An 18,316-nucleotide genomic window follows, 5' to 3' on the forward strand; every position below is an offset into this window, starting at 1 on the left:
GATGCAGGAAGCCGTCAAGAAACCGAAGACGCGTTATTCGACCGAGGATCGTATCGGCGTGCTCGAAGAGCTGTTGCACGAGCGCTATTCCGTCCGCGCATTCCTGCCAGAGCCGGTGCCGCGCGAGACCATCGAGCACATTCTTAAAGTGGCGCAGCGTACCGCGTCATGGTGCAACAGCCAGCCGTGGCAGGTGTTGATCGCGAGCGGCGCGGCCAAGGAGCGTTTTCGCAGGGCGATTTATGCTGAAGCGAGCTCGGGCGGCCCGGAACAGGGCGACTTTACATTCCCGCGCGAATATCTCGGCGTTTATCTCGATCGCCGCCGCGAAAGCGGCTTCCAGCTTTACAACACGCTCGGCATCCCCAGAGGCGACAAGGCGGCTTACGCCAAGCAGGCGCTGGAGAACTACAATTTCTTCGGCGCGCCGCATGTCGCGATCATTCACTCGACCGAGGCGCTCGGGATTTACGGCGCGATCGATTGCGGCGCCTATGTCGGCAATTTCATGCTGGCAGCGCAAGCGCTCGGTCTCGGCACCATCCCGCAGGCGGCGCTGGCACGCCACTCCGGGCTGATCCACCGCCACTTCAATCTCGGCGACGACCGCCGCGTGGTGTGCGGGATTTCATTTGGATTTGCCGACAACGCGCACAAGGTCAACAGCTACCGCACCTCGCGTGCCGGGGTCGCGGACACCGCGACGTTCGTCGACGAATAGGGCACAGACAATACCGATTTCGTCATGGCCGGGCTCGTCCCGGCCATCGATGTCTTGCCAGTCGGCGTGCCTTCAAGACGTGGATGCCCGGCACAAGGCAGGGCATGACGAAAGGCAGTGGTGTTTCAGGGTGAGGTCGAAAAGACCCAAATCCGTCAAAACTTCGGCGGGCGCTTTTCCGCGAACGCCTTGATGCCTTCCTTGATTTCGGCGCTGCGCATGCTCTCGCGATGGCGGCGGTCGGCGGCTTCCTCGTCGAGCTTGCCGTGGGCGAATTCGTTGATCGCGCGCTTCATGCCGCGCATCGCCAGCGGCGCGTTGCCGGCGAGAATGGCGGCGAGCTGATCCACTTCCTGGTCGAAGGTCTCAGCCGGCGCCATCGCGGTGAGATAGCCGATCCGCAGCATTTCCGGGGCGTCGATCTTCTGCGCGGTCAGGAACAGTTTCTTGGCGTTGTCGACGCCGAGCCGCGACACGTAGCGCATGATCCCGCTCTTGTAATATTGCAACCCGAGCCGCGCGGCCGGCATGAACATCTCGCAAGTGTCGATGCCAATGCGGAAATCGCAGGCCAGCGCCAGATCGGTCGAGCCACCATAAACGCCGCCATTGAGCCGGCAGATCGTGGGAACGCCGAGATCCTCGAGCCGGTTGACGACGACTTCGAACGCCGACCCGCCGCTCTCCTGTTCGGTGGCGCTGACCGCGCGTTCGGCCACCGAATTGAGGTCATATCCCGCGCTAAAGGCGCGGCCGGTTCCGGTCAAAACCAGCACCCGTATCGCCGGATCGGCTTCGATGCGGTCGAACAGTTTCAGCAGCGCCTCGAGATCGTCGGGCTGCAACCGGTTCAGATGCCTGGGACGGTTGAGGCGGATGGTGGCGCGCGCGCCGTTGATGTCGAGGACAGGCGTGCTCGCGGTCTCGGCCGCTTCGGTCATGGTTGTCTCCATTATTTTATTGGTTTTCCAGTTCGCGCCGTTTGGCTTCGGCATCGATGGTTTGCGAAAGGTCAGGATGCCGCGCCATCAACACGCGGAAGTCGACGAGATCAAGTACCAGGAGCTTGGATACCCGCGTCGTGGCGATATTGGCCGAGCGCAAATTGTTGCCGAGCAGCGCCATTTCGCCGAAGAACGCGCCTTCGCCGAGCTTGACCTTCTTGCCCGGCAAATCGACCTCCACCTCGCCTTCGGCAATGAAGTACATGCAGTCGCCGGCCTGGCCCTTGCGGATGATCATGGTGCGCGACGGCAGGTCCATGGTGCGCAGCATGTGGGTGACGTCGGCGATCGCCGCCGGACCAAGCGCGGCAAAGAACGGCACCTTGCTCACGGACTCCCAGGTCTTGAGGAAATTGTCGCGGCGGGTCTCCGCGGCAAAGCCGGTGGCGAGAATACCGGTCCAGAGGCCGAACACGCCGAGGCCGCAGATCATCACAAACGCCGCGACCAGCCGGCCGAGCGGTGTGATCGGCACCACGTCGCCATATCCGGTCGTGGTCAGGGTCGCGACCGCCCACCACAAGGCCGCGGGAATGTTGCCGAAGGTCGCCGGCTGGACGTCGCGCTCCAGGAAATAGACCGCAACTGAAGCCAGGAACAGCACCAGCAGGAAGATCACCAGCACGCTCAGCAGCGGCCCGGATTCCTGCACCAGCACCCGGCGCAACTGCCGCAGGCCCCGAATTCCCGGCAATACTTTCAAGAGCCAGAGAATGCCGAGCAGCCAGGCGGTCTTGGGGGTCACCCCGAACGCCAGCGCCAGCGGCACCGCGAGCGCGCCGGCGGCATCCACCAGCCCCCGGACGGATAGGACATAGTCCCATACCCGGTCCGTCAAACGGGCCTGGCGGAGACGGACCACCCATTCGAAGACGAAGAACGCCAGACACGCCCATAGCAGCGCGTCGACCCAGTGATGCAGCGCATTGTAGGCGGGATCGACGGTCAGCAGAATCATCATCGCGAGGCCGGTCATCACCGCGACATAGGCAGCCTGGGTCATGTTGCGGCCGTTGGTTGCGGCCACAAACTGCGTCAGAGCTGGAGAAACGAGTGGCTTTGTCATCGGAAGGCAGCGTCTGTCGGTGAAAAAGGTCTGATACGGCCATGCCGGGCGTGACAGGTCCGACAAAGTGCCCGGGTGGGGGGAGGCCGTCAACGACGGCCCGAAAACAGAGTTATCGCAGGGCTTGAACTAAAGGCGGCTTGAACTAAAGGCGGCTCGGAATAAAGGCTCTCTGGAATGAAGGCGCGGGAATAAGATGAGCCATGTAAGGATCTCGTAAGCAGGGGCCAAAGCGCTGCTTTTGGCCAATATTGCCGGGAATTCACGACAAAACGTCGCTTTTCCGCCTTATATCAAGAACCGGCGCGAACATTATGATAGCGGGCGCGCTGGATACGATCCGCGAAGCTATTTTGCCTTAAAATTGGTTGGCCCCGATGGATACCTCACATATCGCAGAGCACGCCGGCACCGCTGGGACGCTGTTCGCTTCCGTTTTCGTCGTGGCGACGACCACGATGCGGACGATGATCCCTTTGCGGGTGTTCGGCATCCTCACCAATATCGTGCTGATCGTGTCTTCGATCCCGAGCCATAATTATCCGACCGGCCTCCTGCACTGCGTTTTGCTCGTGCTCAATTCCTATCGGCTGCACCAGATGCTGCAACTGGTGCGCGACGTGAAGCGATCGGTTAACAGCGATTTGTCGATGGACTGGTTAAAACCCTTCATGACCGAGCGCAAATGCAGCGCCGGCGAGATCCTGTTCTACAAGGATGAGAAGGCCGAGGACATGCTCTACATCGTCAGCGGCCGGTTCAAGCTGGTTGAATCCGGCATCGAACTGCCGGTGGGCGCCATCGTCGGCGAGCTTGGCATGCTGTCGCCGTCGAACGTGCGAACCCAGTCGCTGGAGTGCGTCGAACCCGGTCTCATCCTGAGCGTCAGCTACAGCAAGGTGGAGGAACTGTACGTGCAGAATCCGGCCTTCGGCTTTTACTTCCTTCGTCTGGCGAGCGCCCGGTTGTTTCAGAACATCGGGACGTTGGAGCAGCGGCTGGCGCAGCAGGCCATGTCGTCAGCCGCCGCGCCGAAGCCCGCCTGAGAAGCCGGGATCACGGGCGTGGCAGGTTTTCTTTCCTCGATCCGTTATCTGTTCGCCGATATCATCGGCGACGATGACTGCACGACGCCATCACCGCCCGACGGACTGCCCGATGGGGCAGCGCCGGCCGTCAGCGAAGGCATCGATCGATTGGTCGACTATCAAGGCGCAAGCTACGCGCAACTCTATGTGGACCGGTTGCGGCGTTTCATCGGCAAGCCGGGCGTCGACGCCGCGATATTCTGTGAAATTGCGCGGCTGATAGCCGCGCGCATGAGCTATGAGGATCCGATCCGGATCGCACAATTAAAGCTTGCCGAATGCGACATCGTTGCCGATCCCACGCACGTCCAGCCAACCAGCGACAGGCGAAAGTTCCGGATCGATGAGTTGATCGGGGCGCTTCCCGCCGTGGCCGCCGAACCGGTACTCGATGTGCTCGAATGGATGAACTGGACCCACGCCCCGGTCTCGATCCGTTACAGCGCGGCTAACCGTTGGGGGATTCGCCGCCTGAAGATCGAAGCGGCCCTGCGGCGATGGCGGCTGTTTTCGGTGCGCTATGCCGAGGAGCGGGTCTGGGTCGAGCGCTGGCTGCATATGATCGACCGCAGCCTCCTCAAGCAGCCGGCCGCCACATCGGCAATCGTTCAGACCGCGACGATGATTCAAGGGTATGGCGACGTCTATCGTCAGGGTCTTGCCGACTGGCATGCCATCATTGACGGCCTCGTCAAGCCGACCTTCGACGGCGTGTTGCCGCTGCCCGATCTTGCCGGCGCCATCGCCGAGGCACGCGCCGCTGTGCTGCCTGATCCGCGGCAGATCGCACTCAAGCGCCGGATCGCGGAAATCAGGGCGCGGGCGCAGTCCGAGGCGCAGCTCGCCAGCACCCCGGCCTAGGGCCGGGATACCTCAGGCGCTTTGCGCGGTTTTGACAACCACAACATTGTCGTCGTGCGCATGCCGCTTGAGGTGATCGCCGCGAAGGCCGATCTCGTCGCGCACGAGGCGCGGTGGTTAGTCTGCGCGACGGCACCATCTCCAGAACGCGGGCACGCTGCGCCGCCATAATGGCTGCCAGGATCGCCCAGGCGAGATCGCAAATATCTAAAAAAGAACGATAATTCTGCGATGATATGCCGCTCCCGGTTGATTGCAAATCAGGCTGATCGGTAACGATATCCCGGGGAAGCCGTGGAAGGACGTCACGCCGCTATCGCTGTTGGGCCACACTCCCGGTTTTTCGGGCGCACCGGAGGTGCATTCCGGCGTGGGAGGTGTCATAAATACCACCGCCGGTCGAATTATCCGGTTTGAGAAGATGTTGTTCTGACGCCGTAGTTCTTCGTTCTCGTCTTGTCGTTTCAGATCAGTCCCAGCAAAGGGCGTCAGCTTTGTTGTTTCCCGCAATGTCATCCTCGGTTCCGGTAGGTGCGCTGGTCGGATGGATGCTCGTTCTCACCTTCAAGCACGTCATCGCCGATTTTGTCCTGCAGACCTCCTGGATGGCGCTCGGCAAGGATCAGAAAACCGGATGGGCGCTGCCGCTGCTGGCGCACTGTCTGGTACATCTTGCGGTTGCAATGGCGCTGATCCTGGCGATCGCGCCGCGCTTCTGGTTCGTCGCCTTGATCGATTTCGCCATTCACATCACCATCGATCGCGCCAAGGGGTTTTGTGCGTCCACCTTCGACGTCACGCTGGAGCATCCGTGGTTCTGGACCTTGATCGGGGTCGATCAGGCGCTGCACCATCTGACCGGATTCGGTCTGTCGATTTTCATGGCGGCGAATTGATCCTGCTGGCGTCCAGCGTTTTTGCGCGAGGAGGATACCGGTTCGTCTCGAGAAACGCGTCAAAGCAAAGATGGGTGCCTCGGCTCTGATTCAATCAGAACCGGGCGGACTGCGGTCCCGGATCAGCACGTTCATATGATGTGGTCCGATATCCCGTTCGACCACAGCCCAGTCCAAGCCCTCGTAATAACCTGAACGCAGCGGCCGGGCGCACAGATAGACGCGGCGGACCCCGAGCGCGAAGCAATCCCGCGTGGCGCGATCGACCAGCGCGGCGCCGATCCCATGGCCGCGCGCCTGCGGCTCGACCCACACCGCTGCGACCCAGGGCGTGAATTGTGGACGTTCCGCCAGATCGGATGCGATCACCGAGGCGGTACCGAGAAACGCTCCGCCGTCATGCGCGACCAGCGCGAATGGAATCGGGGTCGCATTCATGTTGTCGCGCAGGCGGCCGGAAATATAGTCGAGCGGATGACCGCTTTCCTTCCACCACGCCTGCCAGATCCGGTCCGCGACGGTGTCGAAAAACGCCGGACACTGGCGCAGGTCGGAGATTGAAAAGGAAAGCGGCATTGAGTTGCGTCCAGCGCCATCGCGCGGCATGTTGGTTCAATCGTGGAGGCCGCGAAATCAATGACAGAACAAGTGCTGACAAAAAAGACCATCGATGTGCTCGACGCCCGCATGGCCTATCACGAGCGCGGCGAGGGCGCGCCGGTTTTGTTGCTGCACGGCAACCCGACCTCATCCTATCTCTGGCGCGACGTCATTCCTGAACTGAAGGGGCTTGGCCGGCTGATCGTACCGGATCTGATCGGCATGGGCGATTCCGCCAAATTGCCCGATCCGGATGCCGACACTTACCGCTTCACGACCCACCGTAAATATCTCGCCGCGTTCATCGATGCGGTGATCGGTCCCACGCAATCCATCGCGCTCGTGGTGCATGATTGGGGCTCGGCGCTGGGTTTCGACTGGGCCAACCATCACCGCGATCGCGTTCGCGGCATCGCCTATATGGAAGCGATCGTGCGGCCCGTCGCCGGCTGGGAAGAATGGAGCGCGGCGGCGACGCCTATTTTCCAGGGTTTTCGCTCCGACAAGGGCGAACAGATGATCCTCGACCGCAACATGTTCGTGGAACGGGTGTTGCCGGGGTCGGTATTGCGGAAACTGACCGAGGCCGAGATGGAGGAATACCGCAGGCCTTTTTCCGAGCGCGAGGACCGCTGGCCGACGCTGACCTGGCCGCGGCAGATTCCGATCGCGGGTGAGCCGGCCGATGTGGTGCAGATCGCGGCGGATTATTCGCAATGGATGGCGCAAAACGACCTCCCAAAGCTGTTCATCAACGCCGAGCCCGGTGCGATCCTGATCGGTGCAGTCCGGGATTTCTGCCGAGGCTGGAACAACCAGACCGAAGTGACGGTGCCGGGGTCGCACTTCATTCAGGAAGATTCCGGGCCGGCGATCGGCCAGGCGGTCGCGGCGTGGATGAAGGCGAACTCGCTCTAGCGGCGGACTCATCGCTTGTCTCGTCGTTCGATCATGATCCCTGTGGTCATGATCCCCGCCGAAGCCGGTTCCCGCATTTTTGGGATCGTGCGCGGTGCCAAACGGCGGCGAGTCGCGGTTCCGATTCGCGCGAAACTGGCAAGGACCCCGTGTGACTACCGATCTCCGTGGTTAACCTTTCGTTAGAGCATTGCACTGCATCTTCCCGGACAGGGGGAACTGCAATGTTTTCAAGTCGCGAAGCCTTCGAGAACGATTTCTGCCCGGTCCGAGAGGAATTGCTCGGTGAAATGTATCGCGCCAACGAACATGGCCTGGCTAGATTGGTCGAGAGCGTCTCTTCCGACGTCCGGGCCATGCTGGCGCTGTTCTGCTATCGCAGAAGCCATCTGTACTCGCTGGCGCTTTCGATCGCGGCCAGTTGCAGCGAGCGCGAATTGATTCAGCTCGGCGGACGTGTCGGGTCGGCGTTGTACGCGCTGTCCCGGGAACCGACCGCGCGCGCTGCCCCGTCATCGTCCGGCCATCGCAAACCGATCACGCTGTCGACCAAGCCGCTCAGCACCTTCTCGCCGCTCGCGGACGAACCCGACGACGAATATTTCGTGGAAGCCGTTCCGGCTTGACCGTCCCGTCTTAGTTTTTTCCCGTCATTCCGGACGACGCGGAGCGGCGATCCGGAATCTCGAGATTCTCCGATGTGCAATTGCACATCGTAGTTCGATGCTTTGCATCACCCCCGAATGACGACCGTACTTGATGGTTGCTACGAAGCCGGAAACCGGACCAGCGCCGGCAAGCCGTAGCGCCGCCGCGCCATCGCGCATTCGGGATCGCCGGGCATGCAGGTGCGGCAGACTTCGGGCCGCACCGCATAAATCCCGCAAGCCGTCTTGACGCCGATCTGGCCTGACAGGGCGCAGCAGCGTTCGCCATCGCAGCGCATGCCCGACAGTTTCGTGTTGACGAACTGTTCCGGGATCAGATCGAGCGCCGCATCATCCTCGGTGGTGAAGCGAGGCCAGTTCGACGAATAGGCGCAGCACGCCCCGCAGGACTGGCAGAGGGCTTCCGCATCAAAGGCTGGATCGCTTGTTTCCATGCTGGACCGTGTAGCGCGGAATGACGGGATCGGCCAGCTAACAACGCAGATGTGTCAGGTATCGCTCGGCCGTTCCCAGACCAGGCTTTGCCGCCATTTCGCGCGCAGCACGTCGCGCCGCTCCGGATATTTCTCGCCGAGATAGTCCGCATCGACGACACGGTCGGTTCGAAAGCTGCGAAAGTCGTTGCGCAGTTCGCACCATGCCGCCAGCAGCCGCACCGCCTCGAGATAGCCGATCGCGACCGGCCAGATCGTGCGTTCACTGTCACGGCCTTGCTCGTCGCGATAGCGCAGCGCGATCTTCCTTCCTTCGTGAATTTGCGCGCGCGTCCGCACCATGTCGATGCGGTCAGGTTCGCTGCGCCAGACCGGCCGGGCGCGGCTGGCGGGCTCCAGCACAAACGGTCGCAGCCGCTCGGGGACGGTGTCGGCGATTTTCGCAATGAGGTCGTCAGCGGCGCGGGACAATGTCGGATCGGCGTGGCCCGCGACCCATTGCGCGCCGAGCACCGCCGCTTCGATTTCGTCGGGCGTGAGCATCAAGGGCGGCAGGTCGAATCCCTTCTCCAGGATATAGCCCATGCCGGCTTCGCCGCGGATCGGCACCCGCTGTCCGATCAGGGTCGCGATGTCGCGATAGATCGTCCGCTTCGAGGTCTCCAGTTCGGCGGCGATGGCGTCTGCCGTCAGCGGCTTGCGGGTACGCCGGAGCACCTGAATGATCTGAAACAGCCGGTCGGCGCGTCTCATGGGAGGTCTCTTTTTTCACGGCGGCGCTGTCGATGCTGACAGCATGTTGGCAGCAGGTGGCGGCTATATCGGGACAACACTTCAAACGAAGGGAATTTGTCCATGATGAATCTTCACATGTTGGCCGTCCGGGAAGGTTTCGGATCGCTCTGGCGCGCCCAGACCTTTGTATTGGTGCGTCTCACCTCATTCAACTGGGACGCCGGCGACGTCCGCGGGGCGATTATAGCACTGGCCTTGCATTCACTCAGCGCCGCCTGCGTTTTCGGGCAAAGGCAATTTAGCCTGTGGGCCCGGAACGTCATGCGTCGCGCCTGGCAGGGGGCGCGTTTTGCGGCCGAGATCACCGATGCTGACAGTATGGTGGCAGCAGGGGGCAGGTAAGCGTCAGCCGTCGTTCCACGAGATCAGGAGCCCAATATGATTACCCTTTACGGCTTTGGCCAAGGCTTCGGCCTGCCCGAAATCAGCCCTTTCGTGACCAAGACCGAAGTCCAGTTGAAGATGGCGGGTCTGGCCTATCGCAAGGAGCGGGCGATGCCTCCGGCCTCTCCCAAGGGGCAATTGCCCTTTATCGCCGATGATGGCCGCAGCATTGCCGACTCGACCTTTATTCGCGCTCATATCGAACGCAAATACGGCTTCGATTTCGACGCGGGCCTGGATTTGCAACAGCGTGCGCAAACCTGGGCGTTCGAGCGGATGATCGAACATCACATCTATTGGGCGCTGGTCGGCGCGCGTTGGGTCGATCCGGACAACTTCGCCAAGGGGCCGACGCATTTCTTTGATGGTGCGCCCGAGCATGTCCGCGAGAAGCTTCGCGAGGATGCGCAATTCCGCGTTGCCGAGAACTATCTTTTGAGCGGCCTCGGCCGCCACGCCCCGGATGACGACATTGAGCTTGCCGTTCGATCATTGTTTGCGCTGTCAGTCCAGCTCGCGGAGAAACCATACCTGATGGGCGACACCCCCTGCGGAACCGACGCCACCGCCTTCGGCGCGATTGCCGGCATCCTGACGCCGTTCTTCGATTCCAAATTGCGTGAACGCGCCGAGCAATTCCAGAATCTCACGGCCTATGTCGACCGGATGATGCTGCAATATTATCCCGACTTCGCCTGGACGCCGCTGCAACAGGCTGCCTGAAATCTAGTTCGCCGGAGCGGGCTGGCGCTTCAATGCGGCCAGTTCCGCTTCCAGTTCCGCGATGCGGCCATCGCGGACAGCGAGTGCAGCCGCGACATCGCCGGCATCGAATTTCTGCGGGATGTGCTGCGGGCAGTTGGTGTCCCACGCGGTGATCTTGAACAGGATCACCTGCTCGGGCCGTGCCCTGTAGCCCTGCGGCATCAGCGACCGCGTCAGTGCGGGATCGTCATCGACCACGCGCGCCTCGCCCCAGATCTTGACGCGGCGGCGATGGGCATAATCCATCACGAACATATGCGCCTTGGGATTTTCCGAGAGGTTGCCCTGGCTGATGAACTGGCGGTTGCCGCTATAATCGGCGAACGCCAGCGTGCTCTTGTCCAGAATCTTGATGAAACCTTTCGGCCCGCCGCGATGCTGGATGTAGGGTTGGCCGTCGGCGCTGGCGGTGGCGAGGTAGAAGCTGTTGGTCTGCGCCAGGAAGCCCGCGAGATTCTCGTCGACCTCGGTGCGCCAGCCGCCATTCTCTTCGACATGCGCGTAGGCGTCGCGCGACCCTTTTCGCGCCTGGATCGCTTTCACCGCCGGGGTGAAGGCGACGTCGCTGGAATAGATGTGAGCGTCTGACATCGGAGGATCCTTGATTCACCCGGGGGCGCTGAGCCCGTGTCCCCCGCCCACAAAAATGGATCTTTTTGAGATTTTCACAATCGATCGGATTGACACTTCATTGTTGCGATATATGAAATAATGCCATGGATCGTATCGATGCCATGCAGGCTTTTGTCGCGGTGGCCGATGTCAAGGGTTTTGCGCCGGCGGCCCGCAAGCTCGGCCTGTCGCCCTCAGGCGTGACGCGGCTGATCGCCGCGCTGGAAGATCGCCTCGGCGCCCGGCTGTTGCAGCGGACCACGCGGAAGGTCGCGCTGACCGACGTCGGCACGCGCTATCTGGAGCGTGTCAGGCGCATCCTTGCCGATGTCGAGGAGGCCGAAGGTTCGGCCGAGGGCGAACGCACCCGGCCGGGCGGACGGCTGGTGGTCTCGGCGCCGCTGGGTTTTGGGCGCCTTCACGTCAGTCCGGTGATGTCGGCGTACCTGAAACGCTATCCCGAGGTGACCGGTGAACTGCGGCTGTCCGATCGCATGATCAACCTTGTCGAAGACGGCGTCGATCTCGCCGTCAGGATCGGCCATCTTCCCGATTCCAGCCTGGTCGCGCGTCAGGTCGGCGAGATGCGTCGGATCGTGGTCGCCTCGAATGGCTACCTCCAGGAACACGGCGAGCCGAAAACGCCCGAGGCGATCAATTCGCACCAGACGATTCAGTTTGGCGCCATGGCGATCCCGCCGGACTGGCGCTTCGTCAGGGACGGGCGCGAGGTTCGCGTCAACGTCACGCCGCGTTTCGTCACCAACAGCGCCGACGCCGCGATCCAGTATGCCGAGCAGGACGGCGGCCTGACGCGGGTGATGGCCTATCAGGCGGCCGACGCGATCAAGGGCGGGCGGCTCAAAATCGTGCTGGCGAAATTCGAGCAGCCGGCATTGCCGATCCATATCGTCTACCCGACGTCGCGGCTGCTGTCAGCCAAGGTGCGTACGTTCATCGATCTCGTGATCGAGATCAGCGATTGGCATTTCGGTTAAGGCTGTAGCTGCGGTATCTTCGGCACCACGCGAAACGTCCCATTGGCGCGCGCGATCGTAACATCGTTGGCCTTGATCAGGCTTTGCGCGAAGCAGATCGTGCTGCCGGTCCGGATCACGTCGCTTTCGACCGCAAGCCATTGTCCGACCTTCGCGGTGCCGATGAAGTCGACTGCGAGGCTGATCGTCACCAGCGATGACGTTCCACCCAATTGCTGCGCGCAGCTATGGCCCATCGCGTTGTCGGCGAGCGCGGCAATCAGCCCGCCATGAATCAAGCCGCGGCCATTGGTGTGGGGTTTTGCCAGTCTCAAGCCGATGATCACGGCTTTGTCTGTCCGCTTCGAATAGAGCGGTTCCCAGGGATCGGTGAGCGGGCTCTGCCGAAAGTGACGCTCAAAGCCTTCAGGAATATCGGTGACGGTCATGCGCGGCTCGGGTGATGGCGATACATGGCGTCATTAACGCGAAGTGAAGGCGAAATGCATCGCCTACAAAGTTTTAAACGGAATTTCGGTGGTTGTTTGAAACGCCGCAGATCGGGCCTGCCCCGTCATTTGCGAGGGCCACCGGGTCGGCGCACAGCGCCGCCCGATGACAGGCTCCGCGACGGAGCAATCCAGTCTCCAACGTCATTCCGGGTTCGCTTTGCTCCCCGAAATGACGTTCAAAGCGGCAAACCGACATAGTTTTCCGAAAGCGATGTCGATGCGGCTTTCGAGCTGACGAGGTAATCGAGTTCGGCGAGCTGGATGCGCGCGCCGAATTCGCCCTGATCGGGGAACTTGTGCAGCATCGAGGTCATCCACCACGAGAAGCGCACCGCCTTCCAGACCCGCGTCAGCGCCGTGCTGGAATAGGCATCGATCCCGGCGGAGGATTTCTCGTCGTAATATTCGCGGAACGCGTGCGAGAGATAGTGCACGTCGCTGGCGGCGAGGTTGAGCCCCTTGGCGCCGGTTGGCGGCACGATGTGCGAGGCGTCGCCGGCCAGGAACATCCGCCCGAACCGCATTGGCTCGGCGACGAAACTTCGCAAAGGCGCGATGCTCTTTTCGATCGAGGGCCCGGTGACGAGTTCGTCGACCGCTTTCTGGTCCAGCCGGCGCTTCAACTCGTCCCAGAACCGATCGTCCGGCCACTGGTCGATATGATCGTCGAGCGGACATTGCACGTAATAGCGGCTGCGGTGCGTCGAACGCATCGTGCAAAGCGCAAAGCCACGTGCATGGTTGTTGTAGATCAATTCGTGCGAGACCGGCGGCGTTTCCGACAGAATCCCCAGCCAGCCGAACGGATAAACCCGCTCGAAGGTCTGGATCGCCGACGCGGATACGCTGGCGCGGCTGACGCCGTGGTATCCGTCGCAGCCCGCAATGAAGTCGCAGGCGATTTCGTGGGTGATGCCGTCCTTGACGTAGGTGACACGAGGAAGGTCGGTGTCGAAATCGTGCGGCTTGACGTCGGCAGCTTCATAGATCGTGGTGAGACCGGCCGCCTTGCGCGCATTCATCAAGTCGAGCGTCACTTCGGTTTGGCCGTAGATCATCATCGTCTTGCCGGTGGCGGCATGCATGTCGATGCGATGGCGCGCGCCGCCAAAGGCCAATTCGACGCCGTGATGCACCAGTCCCTCGTGATGCGCCCGGCTGCCCGCGCCTGCTTCATCGAGCAGCGCCACGGTGCCTTCCTCGAGCAGTCCGGCGCGAATGCGGCCGAGCACGTATTCCGGCGTCTGCCGCTCCAGAACGACGTTGTCGACCCCATAGGTGTGAAGCAGCTGCCCGAGCAGCAGTCCCGCTGGTCCCGCGCCTATGATTGCTACTTTCGTCCGCAATACTTGCTCCCCAGACTATCGTAGGTTTGGCCGCCATCGCGCGTTGCCGCGCAGTCTTGCAATGATAATTATATCATATAACAATGCGCGCAAAGAGCCTTTCAATGGCGATCTCGGGAGGGAGACGATGCCGATGAGAAAAGCGTTTTTGGCGTTGCTGTTGGCCGCCAGCGTGACACCCGCGTTCGCGCAGGACAAGACCGTCAATTTGAAAGTGTCGCTGTGGGTACCGCCGGCCCATCCCCTGGTGCCGGCCACGCAGGCCTGGGCCGCCGATATCGAGAAAGCGTCGGGCGGCACCATCAAGGTGTCCGTGTTCCCCTCCGAGCAGCTCGGCAAGGCGTTCGATCATTACGACATGGCGCGCGACGGCATCGCCGACGTCACTTACGTCAATCCCGGTTATCAGCCCGGCCGCTTCCCGATCGCGGCCGCGGGTCAGCTTCCGTTCGTATTCTCCGACGGCAAGAAGGGCACGCTGGCGCTGAACGAATGGTACCACAAATACGCGCCGACCGAGATGAAGGACACCAAGCTCTGCTTCGCCTTCATTCACGATCCCGGCGCGTTGCACGGCAAGAAGAAGATCCTGGTGCCCGAGGATCTCAAGGGCGTGAAGGTGCGCCCCGCCCAGAGCACGATCGGCGAAATGGTGAAAATGTTCGGCGGCACCAATGTGCAGGCCTCGGCGCCGGAATCGCGCGACGCGATCGAGCGCGGCGTCGCCGACGAGATCACCTTCCCCTGGGGCTCGATCTTCCTGTTCGGCATCGACAAGGTCGTCAAGTATCACATGGACGTGCCGCTCTACACCACCGTGTTCACCTACAATATGAACCTCGCCAAATATAATTCGATGTCGGACGCGCAGAAGAAGGTGATTGACGATCACTGCACGCCGGAATGGGCTTCGAAAGTCACCGATCCCTGGACCGAGTTCGAAGCCAATGGCCGCGTCAAGATGAAGGCCTTGCCCGGTCACGAGGTCTATCCGCTGACGCCCGACCAGCTCGCCGAGTGGAAGAAGGCGGTCAAGCCGTTGCACGACAGTTGGGCCGAAGCGGTGAAGAAGGCCGGCGGCGATCCGGTGGCGATCGATGCCGATCTACAGGCGACGCTGAAGAAATACGAGGCGGGGATTTAGCAACACCGTCATTCCGGGGCGCGCGTCAGCGCGAACCCGGAATCTCGCACCAATCATCTCTGGATTCCGGGTTCGCTCGCGGGGCGAGCGCCCCGGAATGACGCTTTCTGGAAGCGACTAGTCAGCATCATGACCGCCAATCCCGAAATCACACAAGAAGGCGTCATCACCGGTCCGCCCGAGCCAGTGCGCAAGAATTTCATGGACCGCTTCATCGATTCCATCGAATGGATCGCGGCGTTCTTTGTCGGCATTGTCGCGCTCAATACCTTTACCGCAGTGTTCATGCGAAAATTCTTCGCGGTGACGATTCCCGATTACTATAATTTCGGCCAGTTCCTGCTCGGCATTCTCATCTTCTGGGGCATCGCCGCCACCAGCTATCGCGGCACCCACATCACCGTCGATCTGGTCTGGGCCAATGCGACGCCGAAATACCAGCGCTGGATCGACGTGTTCGCAACCCTGGTGCTGTTGTTCGTGGTGACGGTGCAGACCTATACGCTGTTCGACAAGGTGGTGAGCACCCGCGCCGAGCATATCGTCACCATGGATCTGCAAGTGCCGATCTGGCCGTTCTTCCTGGTGTCATGGATCGGCGACGTCTCGGCGGTGCTGCTGATCGCGATCCGGACCTGGCGGCTGATCTTTCATCCCGAAGATATTCATGACGCCAAAATCAAGACGGCGGAGTAGGCCGCGATGAGCAACGAGGCCGTTGCCTTGATCGGCTTTGTCAGCCTGTTCACGCTGATGCTGCTGCGCGTGCCCGTCGGCATGGCGATGGGGCTCGTCGGCATCACCGGCTTTGGTTATCTCACCGGCTTTGCGCCGGCGCTGAAGCTGGTCGGTCAGACCACCATGCGCACGGTGACGGATTATTCCTTCGGCGTGATCCCGATGTTCCTGCTGATGGGCGCGTTCGTGTCGGTCTCCGGCATCAGCCGCGAACTGTTTCGGGCCGCCAACACCTTTGTCGGCCACTGGAAAGGCGGCTTGGGCATCGCCACCATCGCCGCCTGCGGCGGCTTTGCGGCGATCTCGGGCTCGTCGGTCGCGACCGCGGCAACGTTCTCAGCGGTGGCCTATCCGGAAATGCGGCGCTTCGGCTATCCGCAATCCTTTGCCACCGGCGTGATCGCGGTGGGCGGCACGCTTGGCGCAATGTTGCCGCCGTCGACGGTGCTTGCGGTCTACGGCATCATCACCCAGCAGGATATCGGCAAGCTGTTCATCGCCGGCATCGTGCCGGGATTGCTGGCGATCGTGATGCACATGATCACCATCGGCATCATCGGTGTCGTACGGCCGGGATTCTTGCCAGCCGGCCCTCCCGCATCATGGAAGGAAAGGTTGCTGGCGCTGCGCGATGTGTGGTCGCCGCTGCTGCTGTTCGTGTTCGTGATCGGCGGCCTCTATGGCGGCTTTTTCATTCCAACCGAGGCTGGCGCGGTTGGCGCCGTCGGCGCCTTCATCATCGGTATCCTCAGGGGCAAGCTGACCAGGGAGGGCATCCTGCAATCGCTGCTGCAGGCGACGCGTACGGCGGCGGCCGTGTTCACCGTGCTGATCGGCGCGTTGTGCTTCGGCTATTTCCTCACCATCACCCAGACACCGCAGAACGTGACTGAATTTCTGACCGGCCTTGGCATCGGTCCTTACGGCGTGCTGGCCCTGATCCTGTTGATGTATCTGGTGCTGGGCTGCCTGATGGACGCGATGGCGATGGTGATCCTGACCGTGCCGATCGTATTTCCGGTCGTGACGGCGCTCGGCTTCGATCCGATCTGGTTCGGCATCGTCATCGTTATGACCGTCGAGCTTGGATTGATTCATCCGCCTGTCGGTATGAACGTGTTCGTGATCAAGAGCGTCATCAAGGACGTCAACATGTCGACAATCTTTGTCGGCGTGCTGCCGTTCGTGGTGACCGACCTGATCCGGCTGGTGATCTTGATACTGTTTCCGTTGCTGGCGACCTGGTTGCCACAACGGATGATCGGATAGCTTTTCAGCCCCCTCCCCCTGAAAGGGGGGGGTTGGGGTGGGGGTCTCTCTCCAGGGAGCAAACTTCCACCCGATAGCGCGCGTTCCGACCTCTCCCTTTCAGGGATAGGGGGAGCAAACCAAAGCGGGTGAGGCAAATTCAATGACCCCTGTTCTCCAGACCAGATATGTCTTCACCATCACCGCCCATATCGGCGCCGTGACGTCGGCCGGCGAGATCGGTCACGGTGTCCGCCGCATCATTCCGATCACCGGCGGCGAAGTCAGAGGCGATGATATCAACGGCAAGGTCTGTGCGTTCGGCGCTGACTTTCAGATCATTCGTCCCAACGAGCTGATCGAGCTCGAAGCGAAATACGCGTTCGAGACCGATGACGGCGCGGTGGTCTATGTCGAAAACAAGGGCATCCGTTTTGGACCGATCGAACTGCTGCAGAAGTTGAAACGCGGCGAGCCTGTCGATCCCAAACTGATCTATTTCCGCACCGTGCCGAAGTTCGAAACCGGCAGTGAAAAATACCGCTGGCTGATGGAAAACCTGTTTGTCGGCTCCGCCGCGCGCCATGCCGACCGCGTCGTCATCGACGTGCATCAGGTGCTGTAAGAGGAGCGGCGAACTCTACCCCGTGTCGTCCCGGCGCACGCCGGGACGACACGAAGCATTGACTCCCGCTCCAATAGTTATAAAACATAACTATTCTGAACGGGACATAATGAAGCCCATGGGAAACGCCGCTACCGCCGATCGGGCCGCGCTGCTCGAGATCGAGACGTCAGGCTCGGTCCTGACCGTGGGCCTCAACCGTCCGGCCAAGCGCAACGCGCTGAACGACGGCATCATCCTCGCGATCCAGGATTGTTTCTCGAATCTTCCTGATGGCATCGGCGCTGTCGTCATTCATGGCATCGGCGATCATTTCTCCTCCGGCCTCGATCTTTCGGAACTGACCGAGCAGGACGCGACCGAAGGCCTGCGGCATTCGCAGATGTGGCATCGGGTGTTCGACCGGATTCAATATAGCCGTGTTCCCGTCATCGCGGCGCTCAAGGGCGCGGTGATCGGCGGAGGACTGGAGCTGGCTTGCGCCGCGCATATCCGCGTCGCCGAGCCGTCGGCCTATTTCGCGCTGCCCGAAGGCCAGCGTGGTATATTCGTCGGCGGCGGCGGATCGGTGCGGCTGCCGCGGCTGATCGGCGTCGCCAGGATGACGGACATGATGCTGACTGGCCGGGTCTATTCCGCGACCGAAGGTGCATCCTATGGTTTCGCGCAATACCTCACCGAAGAAGGGGGCGCATTGCCCAAGGCGATGGAGCTTGCCGCCAAGGTCGCGAGCAACGCGCCGCTGACGAATTTCGCCGTGCTGCAGGCGTTGCCGATGATCGCCGAAGCCAACCCGCAGACGGGATTGCTGATGGAATCGTTGATGGCAACCGTCGCGCAGAGCGACAAGGAAGCCAAGCTCAGGATACGCGCGTTCCTCGACCGCAAGACCGCCAAGGTGAAGCCCACCTGAC

At 61.5% G+C, this 18,316-nt stretch carries 23 protein-coding genes; 14 read left to right on the top strand and 9 right to left on the bottom strand.

The window, feature by feature from the left end; all coding sequences use genetic code 11:
* The first annotated feature begins 1 nt into the window (after position 1).
* On the top strand, positions 2–721 hold the full coding sequence (locus BLV09_RS28230) for a nitroreductase (protein ID WP_146689742.1): 720 nt from the start codon (positions 2–4) through the stop codon (positions 719–721).
* Between the two features lie 155 nt (positions 722–876).
* Here the strand turns inward: BLV09_RS28230 and BLV09_RS28235 are convergent, their stop codons facing one another.
* Positions 877–1,662, bottom strand: a complete 786-nt coding sequence (locus BLV09_RS28235) for an enoyl-CoA hydratase/isomerase family protein (RefSeq protein ID WP_146689743.1) — start codon at positions 1,660–1,662, stop codon at positions 877–879.
* A 16-nt stretch (positions 1,663–1,678) separates the two neighbouring features.
* Positions 1,679–2,791, bottom strand: coding sequence for a cyclic nucleotide-gated ion channel (locus tag BLV09_RS28240; protein WP_100385490.1), 1,113 nt, complete (start codon positions 2,789–2,791; stop codon positions 1,679–1,681).
* Between the two features lie 377 nt (positions 2,792–3,168).
* On the opposite strand from BLV09_RS28240, the gene BLV09_RS28245 reads away from it, so the two are divergent.
* A complete protein-coding gene (locus tag BLV09_RS28245; RefSeq protein ID WP_146689744.1) occupies positions 3,169–3,837 on the top strand; it encodes a Crp/Fnr family transcriptional regulator in 669 nt (222 codons plus the stop codon).
* Positions 3,838–3,855: 18 nt separating this feature from the next.
* Entirely contained in the window at positions 3,856–4,740 is an 885-nt protein-coding gene (locus BLV09_RS28250; protein WP_146689745.1) for a DUF6537 domain-containing protein, read from the top strand.
* A gap of 207 nt (positions 4,741–4,947) precedes the next feature.
* Here the strand turns inward: BLV09_RS28250 and BLV09_RS28255 are convergent, their stop codons facing one another.
* Positions 4,948–5,256 carry a hypothetical protein gene (locus BLV09_RS28255; RefSeq protein WP_146689746.1) on the bottom strand — a complete coding sequence of 103 codons (309 nt, stop codon included), beginning with the start codon at positions 5,254–5,256 and terminating at the stop codon, positions 4,948–4,950.
* Between the two features lie 32 nt (positions 5,257–5,288).
* Here BLV09_RS28255 and BLV09_RS28260 point away from each other — a divergent pair, with 32 nt between their 5' ends.
* Positions 5,289–5,636 carry a DUF3307 domain-containing protein gene (locus BLV09_RS28260; protein ID WP_174556617.1) on the top strand — a complete coding sequence of 116 codons (348 nt, stop codon included), beginning with the start codon at positions 5,289–5,291 and terminating at the stop codon, positions 5,634–5,636.
* 90 nt (positions 5,637–5,726) lie between these two features.
* On the opposite strand, the gene BLV09_RS28265 is transcribed toward BLV09_RS28260, so the two are convergent.
* Positions 5,727–6,212, bottom strand: coding sequence for a GNAT family N-acetyltransferase (locus BLV09_RS28265; protein WP_146689748.1), 486 nt, complete (start codon positions 6,210–6,212; stop codon positions 5,727–5,729).
* A gap of 60 nt (positions 6,213–6,272) precedes the next feature.
* Between BLV09_RS28265 and BLV09_RS28270 the strand changes: the two genes are divergently transcribed.
* Complete coding sequence (locus BLV09_RS28270) at positions 6,273–7,154, top strand: haloalkane dehalogenase (protein WP_146689749.1); 882 nt, start codon at positions 6,273–6,275, stop codon at positions 7,152–7,154.
* Between the two features lie 224 nt (positions 7,155–7,378).
* On the top strand, positions 7,379–7,780 hold the full coding sequence (locus tag BLV09_RS28275; RefSeq protein ID WP_146689750.1) for a hypothetical protein: 402 nt from the start codon (positions 7,379–7,381) through the stop codon (positions 7,778–7,780).
* Positions 7,781–7,920: 140 nt separating this feature from the next.
* Here BLV09_RS28275 and BLV09_RS28280 read toward each other — a convergent pair whose 3' ends face one another.
* Both BLV09_RS28280 and BLV09_RS28285 read right to left on the bottom strand, forming a co-directional pair.
* Positions 7,921–8,256: a YkgJ family cysteine cluster protein gene (locus BLV09_RS28280; protein WP_100385496.1), complete on the bottom strand. Its 336-nt coding sequence runs from the start codon at positions 8,254–8,256 to the stop codon at positions 7,921–7,923.
* A gap of 54 nt (positions 8,257–8,310) precedes the next feature.
* A complete protein-coding gene (locus BLV09_RS28285; protein WP_146689751.1) occupies positions 8,311–9,009 on the bottom strand; it encodes a helix-turn-helix transcriptional regulator in 699 nt (232 codons plus the stop codon).
* A 102-nt stretch (positions 9,010–9,111) separates the two neighbouring features.
* Here BLV09_RS28285 and BLV09_RS28290 point away from each other — a divergent pair, with 102 nt between their 5' ends.
* The gene (locus BLV09_RS28290) at positions 9,112–9,393 is read left to right on the top strand and encodes a hypothetical protein (RefSeq protein ID WP_146689752.1); all 282 of its coding nucleotides are present in this window, start codon (positions 9,112–9,114) and stop codon (positions 9,391–9,393) included.
* 36 nt (positions 9,394–9,429) lie between these two features.
* A complete protein-coding gene (locus BLV09_RS28295; protein ID WP_146689753.1) occupies positions 9,430–10,158 on the top strand; it encodes a glutathione S-transferase family protein in 729 nt (242 codons plus the stop codon).
* A gap of 3 nt (positions 10,159–10,161) precedes the next feature.
* Here BLV09_RS28295 and BLV09_RS28300 read toward each other — a convergent pair whose 3' ends face one another.
* Positions 10,162–10,791 carry a pyridoxamine 5'-phosphate oxidase family protein gene (locus tag BLV09_RS28300; protein WP_146689754.1) on the bottom strand — a complete coding sequence of 210 codons (630 nt, stop codon included), beginning with the start codon at positions 10,789–10,791 and terminating at the stop codon, positions 10,162–10,164.
* 125 nt (positions 10,792–10,916) lie between these two features.
* Between BLV09_RS28300 and BLV09_RS28305 the strand changes: the two genes are divergently transcribed.
* Positions 10,917–11,810 carry a LysR family transcriptional regulator gene (locus BLV09_RS28305; RefSeq protein ID WP_146689755.1) on the top strand — a complete coding sequence of 298 codons (894 nt, stop codon included), beginning with the start codon at positions 10,917–10,919 and terminating at the stop codon, positions 11,808–11,810.
* On the opposite strand, the gene BLV09_RS28310 is transcribed toward BLV09_RS28305, so the two are convergent.
* The gene (locus tag BLV09_RS28310) at positions 11,807–12,238 is read right to left on the bottom strand and encodes a PaaI family thioesterase (RefSeq protein WP_146689756.1); all 432 of its coding nucleotides are present in this window, start codon (positions 12,236–12,238) and stop codon (positions 11,807–11,809) included. The genes BLV09_RS28305 and BLV09_RS28310 overlap by 4 nt on opposite strands.
* Positions 12,239–12,477: 239 nt before the next feature.
* Positions 12,478–13,647 carry a 4-hydroxybenzoate 3-monooxygenase gene (pobA, locus tag BLV09_RS28315; RefSeq protein ID WP_146689757.1) on the bottom strand — a complete coding sequence of 390 codons (1,170 nt, stop codon included), beginning with the start codon at positions 13,645–13,647 and terminating at the stop codon, positions 12,478–12,480.
* A 133-nt stretch (positions 13,648–13,780) separates the two neighbouring features.
* On the opposite strand from pobA, the gene BLV09_RS28320 reads away from it, so the two are divergent.
* From BLV09_RS28320 to BLV09_RS28340, 5 genes are all read left to right on the top strand, one after another.
* Positions 13,781–14,791 (top strand): TRAP transporter substrate-binding protein, encoded by a 1,011-nt coding sequence (locus BLV09_RS28320; RefSeq protein ID WP_146691334.1) that lies wholly within the window; start codon positions 13,781–13,783, stop codon positions 14,789–14,791.
* A gap of 186 nt (positions 14,792–14,977) precedes the next feature.
* A complete protein-coding gene (locus tag BLV09_RS28325) occupies positions 14,978–15,487 on the top strand; it encodes a TRAP transporter small permease (protein WP_167559104.1) in 510 nt (169 codons plus the stop codon).
* A gap of 6 nt (positions 15,488–15,493) precedes the next feature.
* Positions 15,494–16,798, top strand: coding sequence for a TRAP transporter large permease (locus tag BLV09_RS28330; RefSeq protein WP_146689759.1), 1,305 nt, complete (start codon positions 15,494–15,496; stop codon positions 16,796–16,798).
* Between the two features lie 142 nt (positions 16,799–16,940).
* Entirely contained in the window at positions 16,941–17,402 is a 462-nt protein-coding gene (locus BLV09_RS28335; protein ID WP_146689760.1) for a DUF3237 domain-containing protein, read from the top strand.
* A 118-nt stretch (positions 17,403–17,520) separates the two neighbouring features.
* Positions 17,521–18,315 (top strand): crotonase/enoyl-CoA hydratase family protein, encoded by a 795-nt coding sequence (locus tag BLV09_RS28340; protein WP_146691335.1) that lies wholly within the window; start codon positions 17,521–17,523, stop codon positions 18,313–18,315.
* Position 18,316 lies beyond the last annotated feature (1 nt).

The organism is Bradyrhizobium canariense (assembly GCF_900105125.1).
Lineage (GTDB): Bacteria > Pseudomonadota > Alphaproteobacteria > Rhizobiales > Xanthobacteraceae > Bradyrhizobium > Bradyrhizobium canariense_A.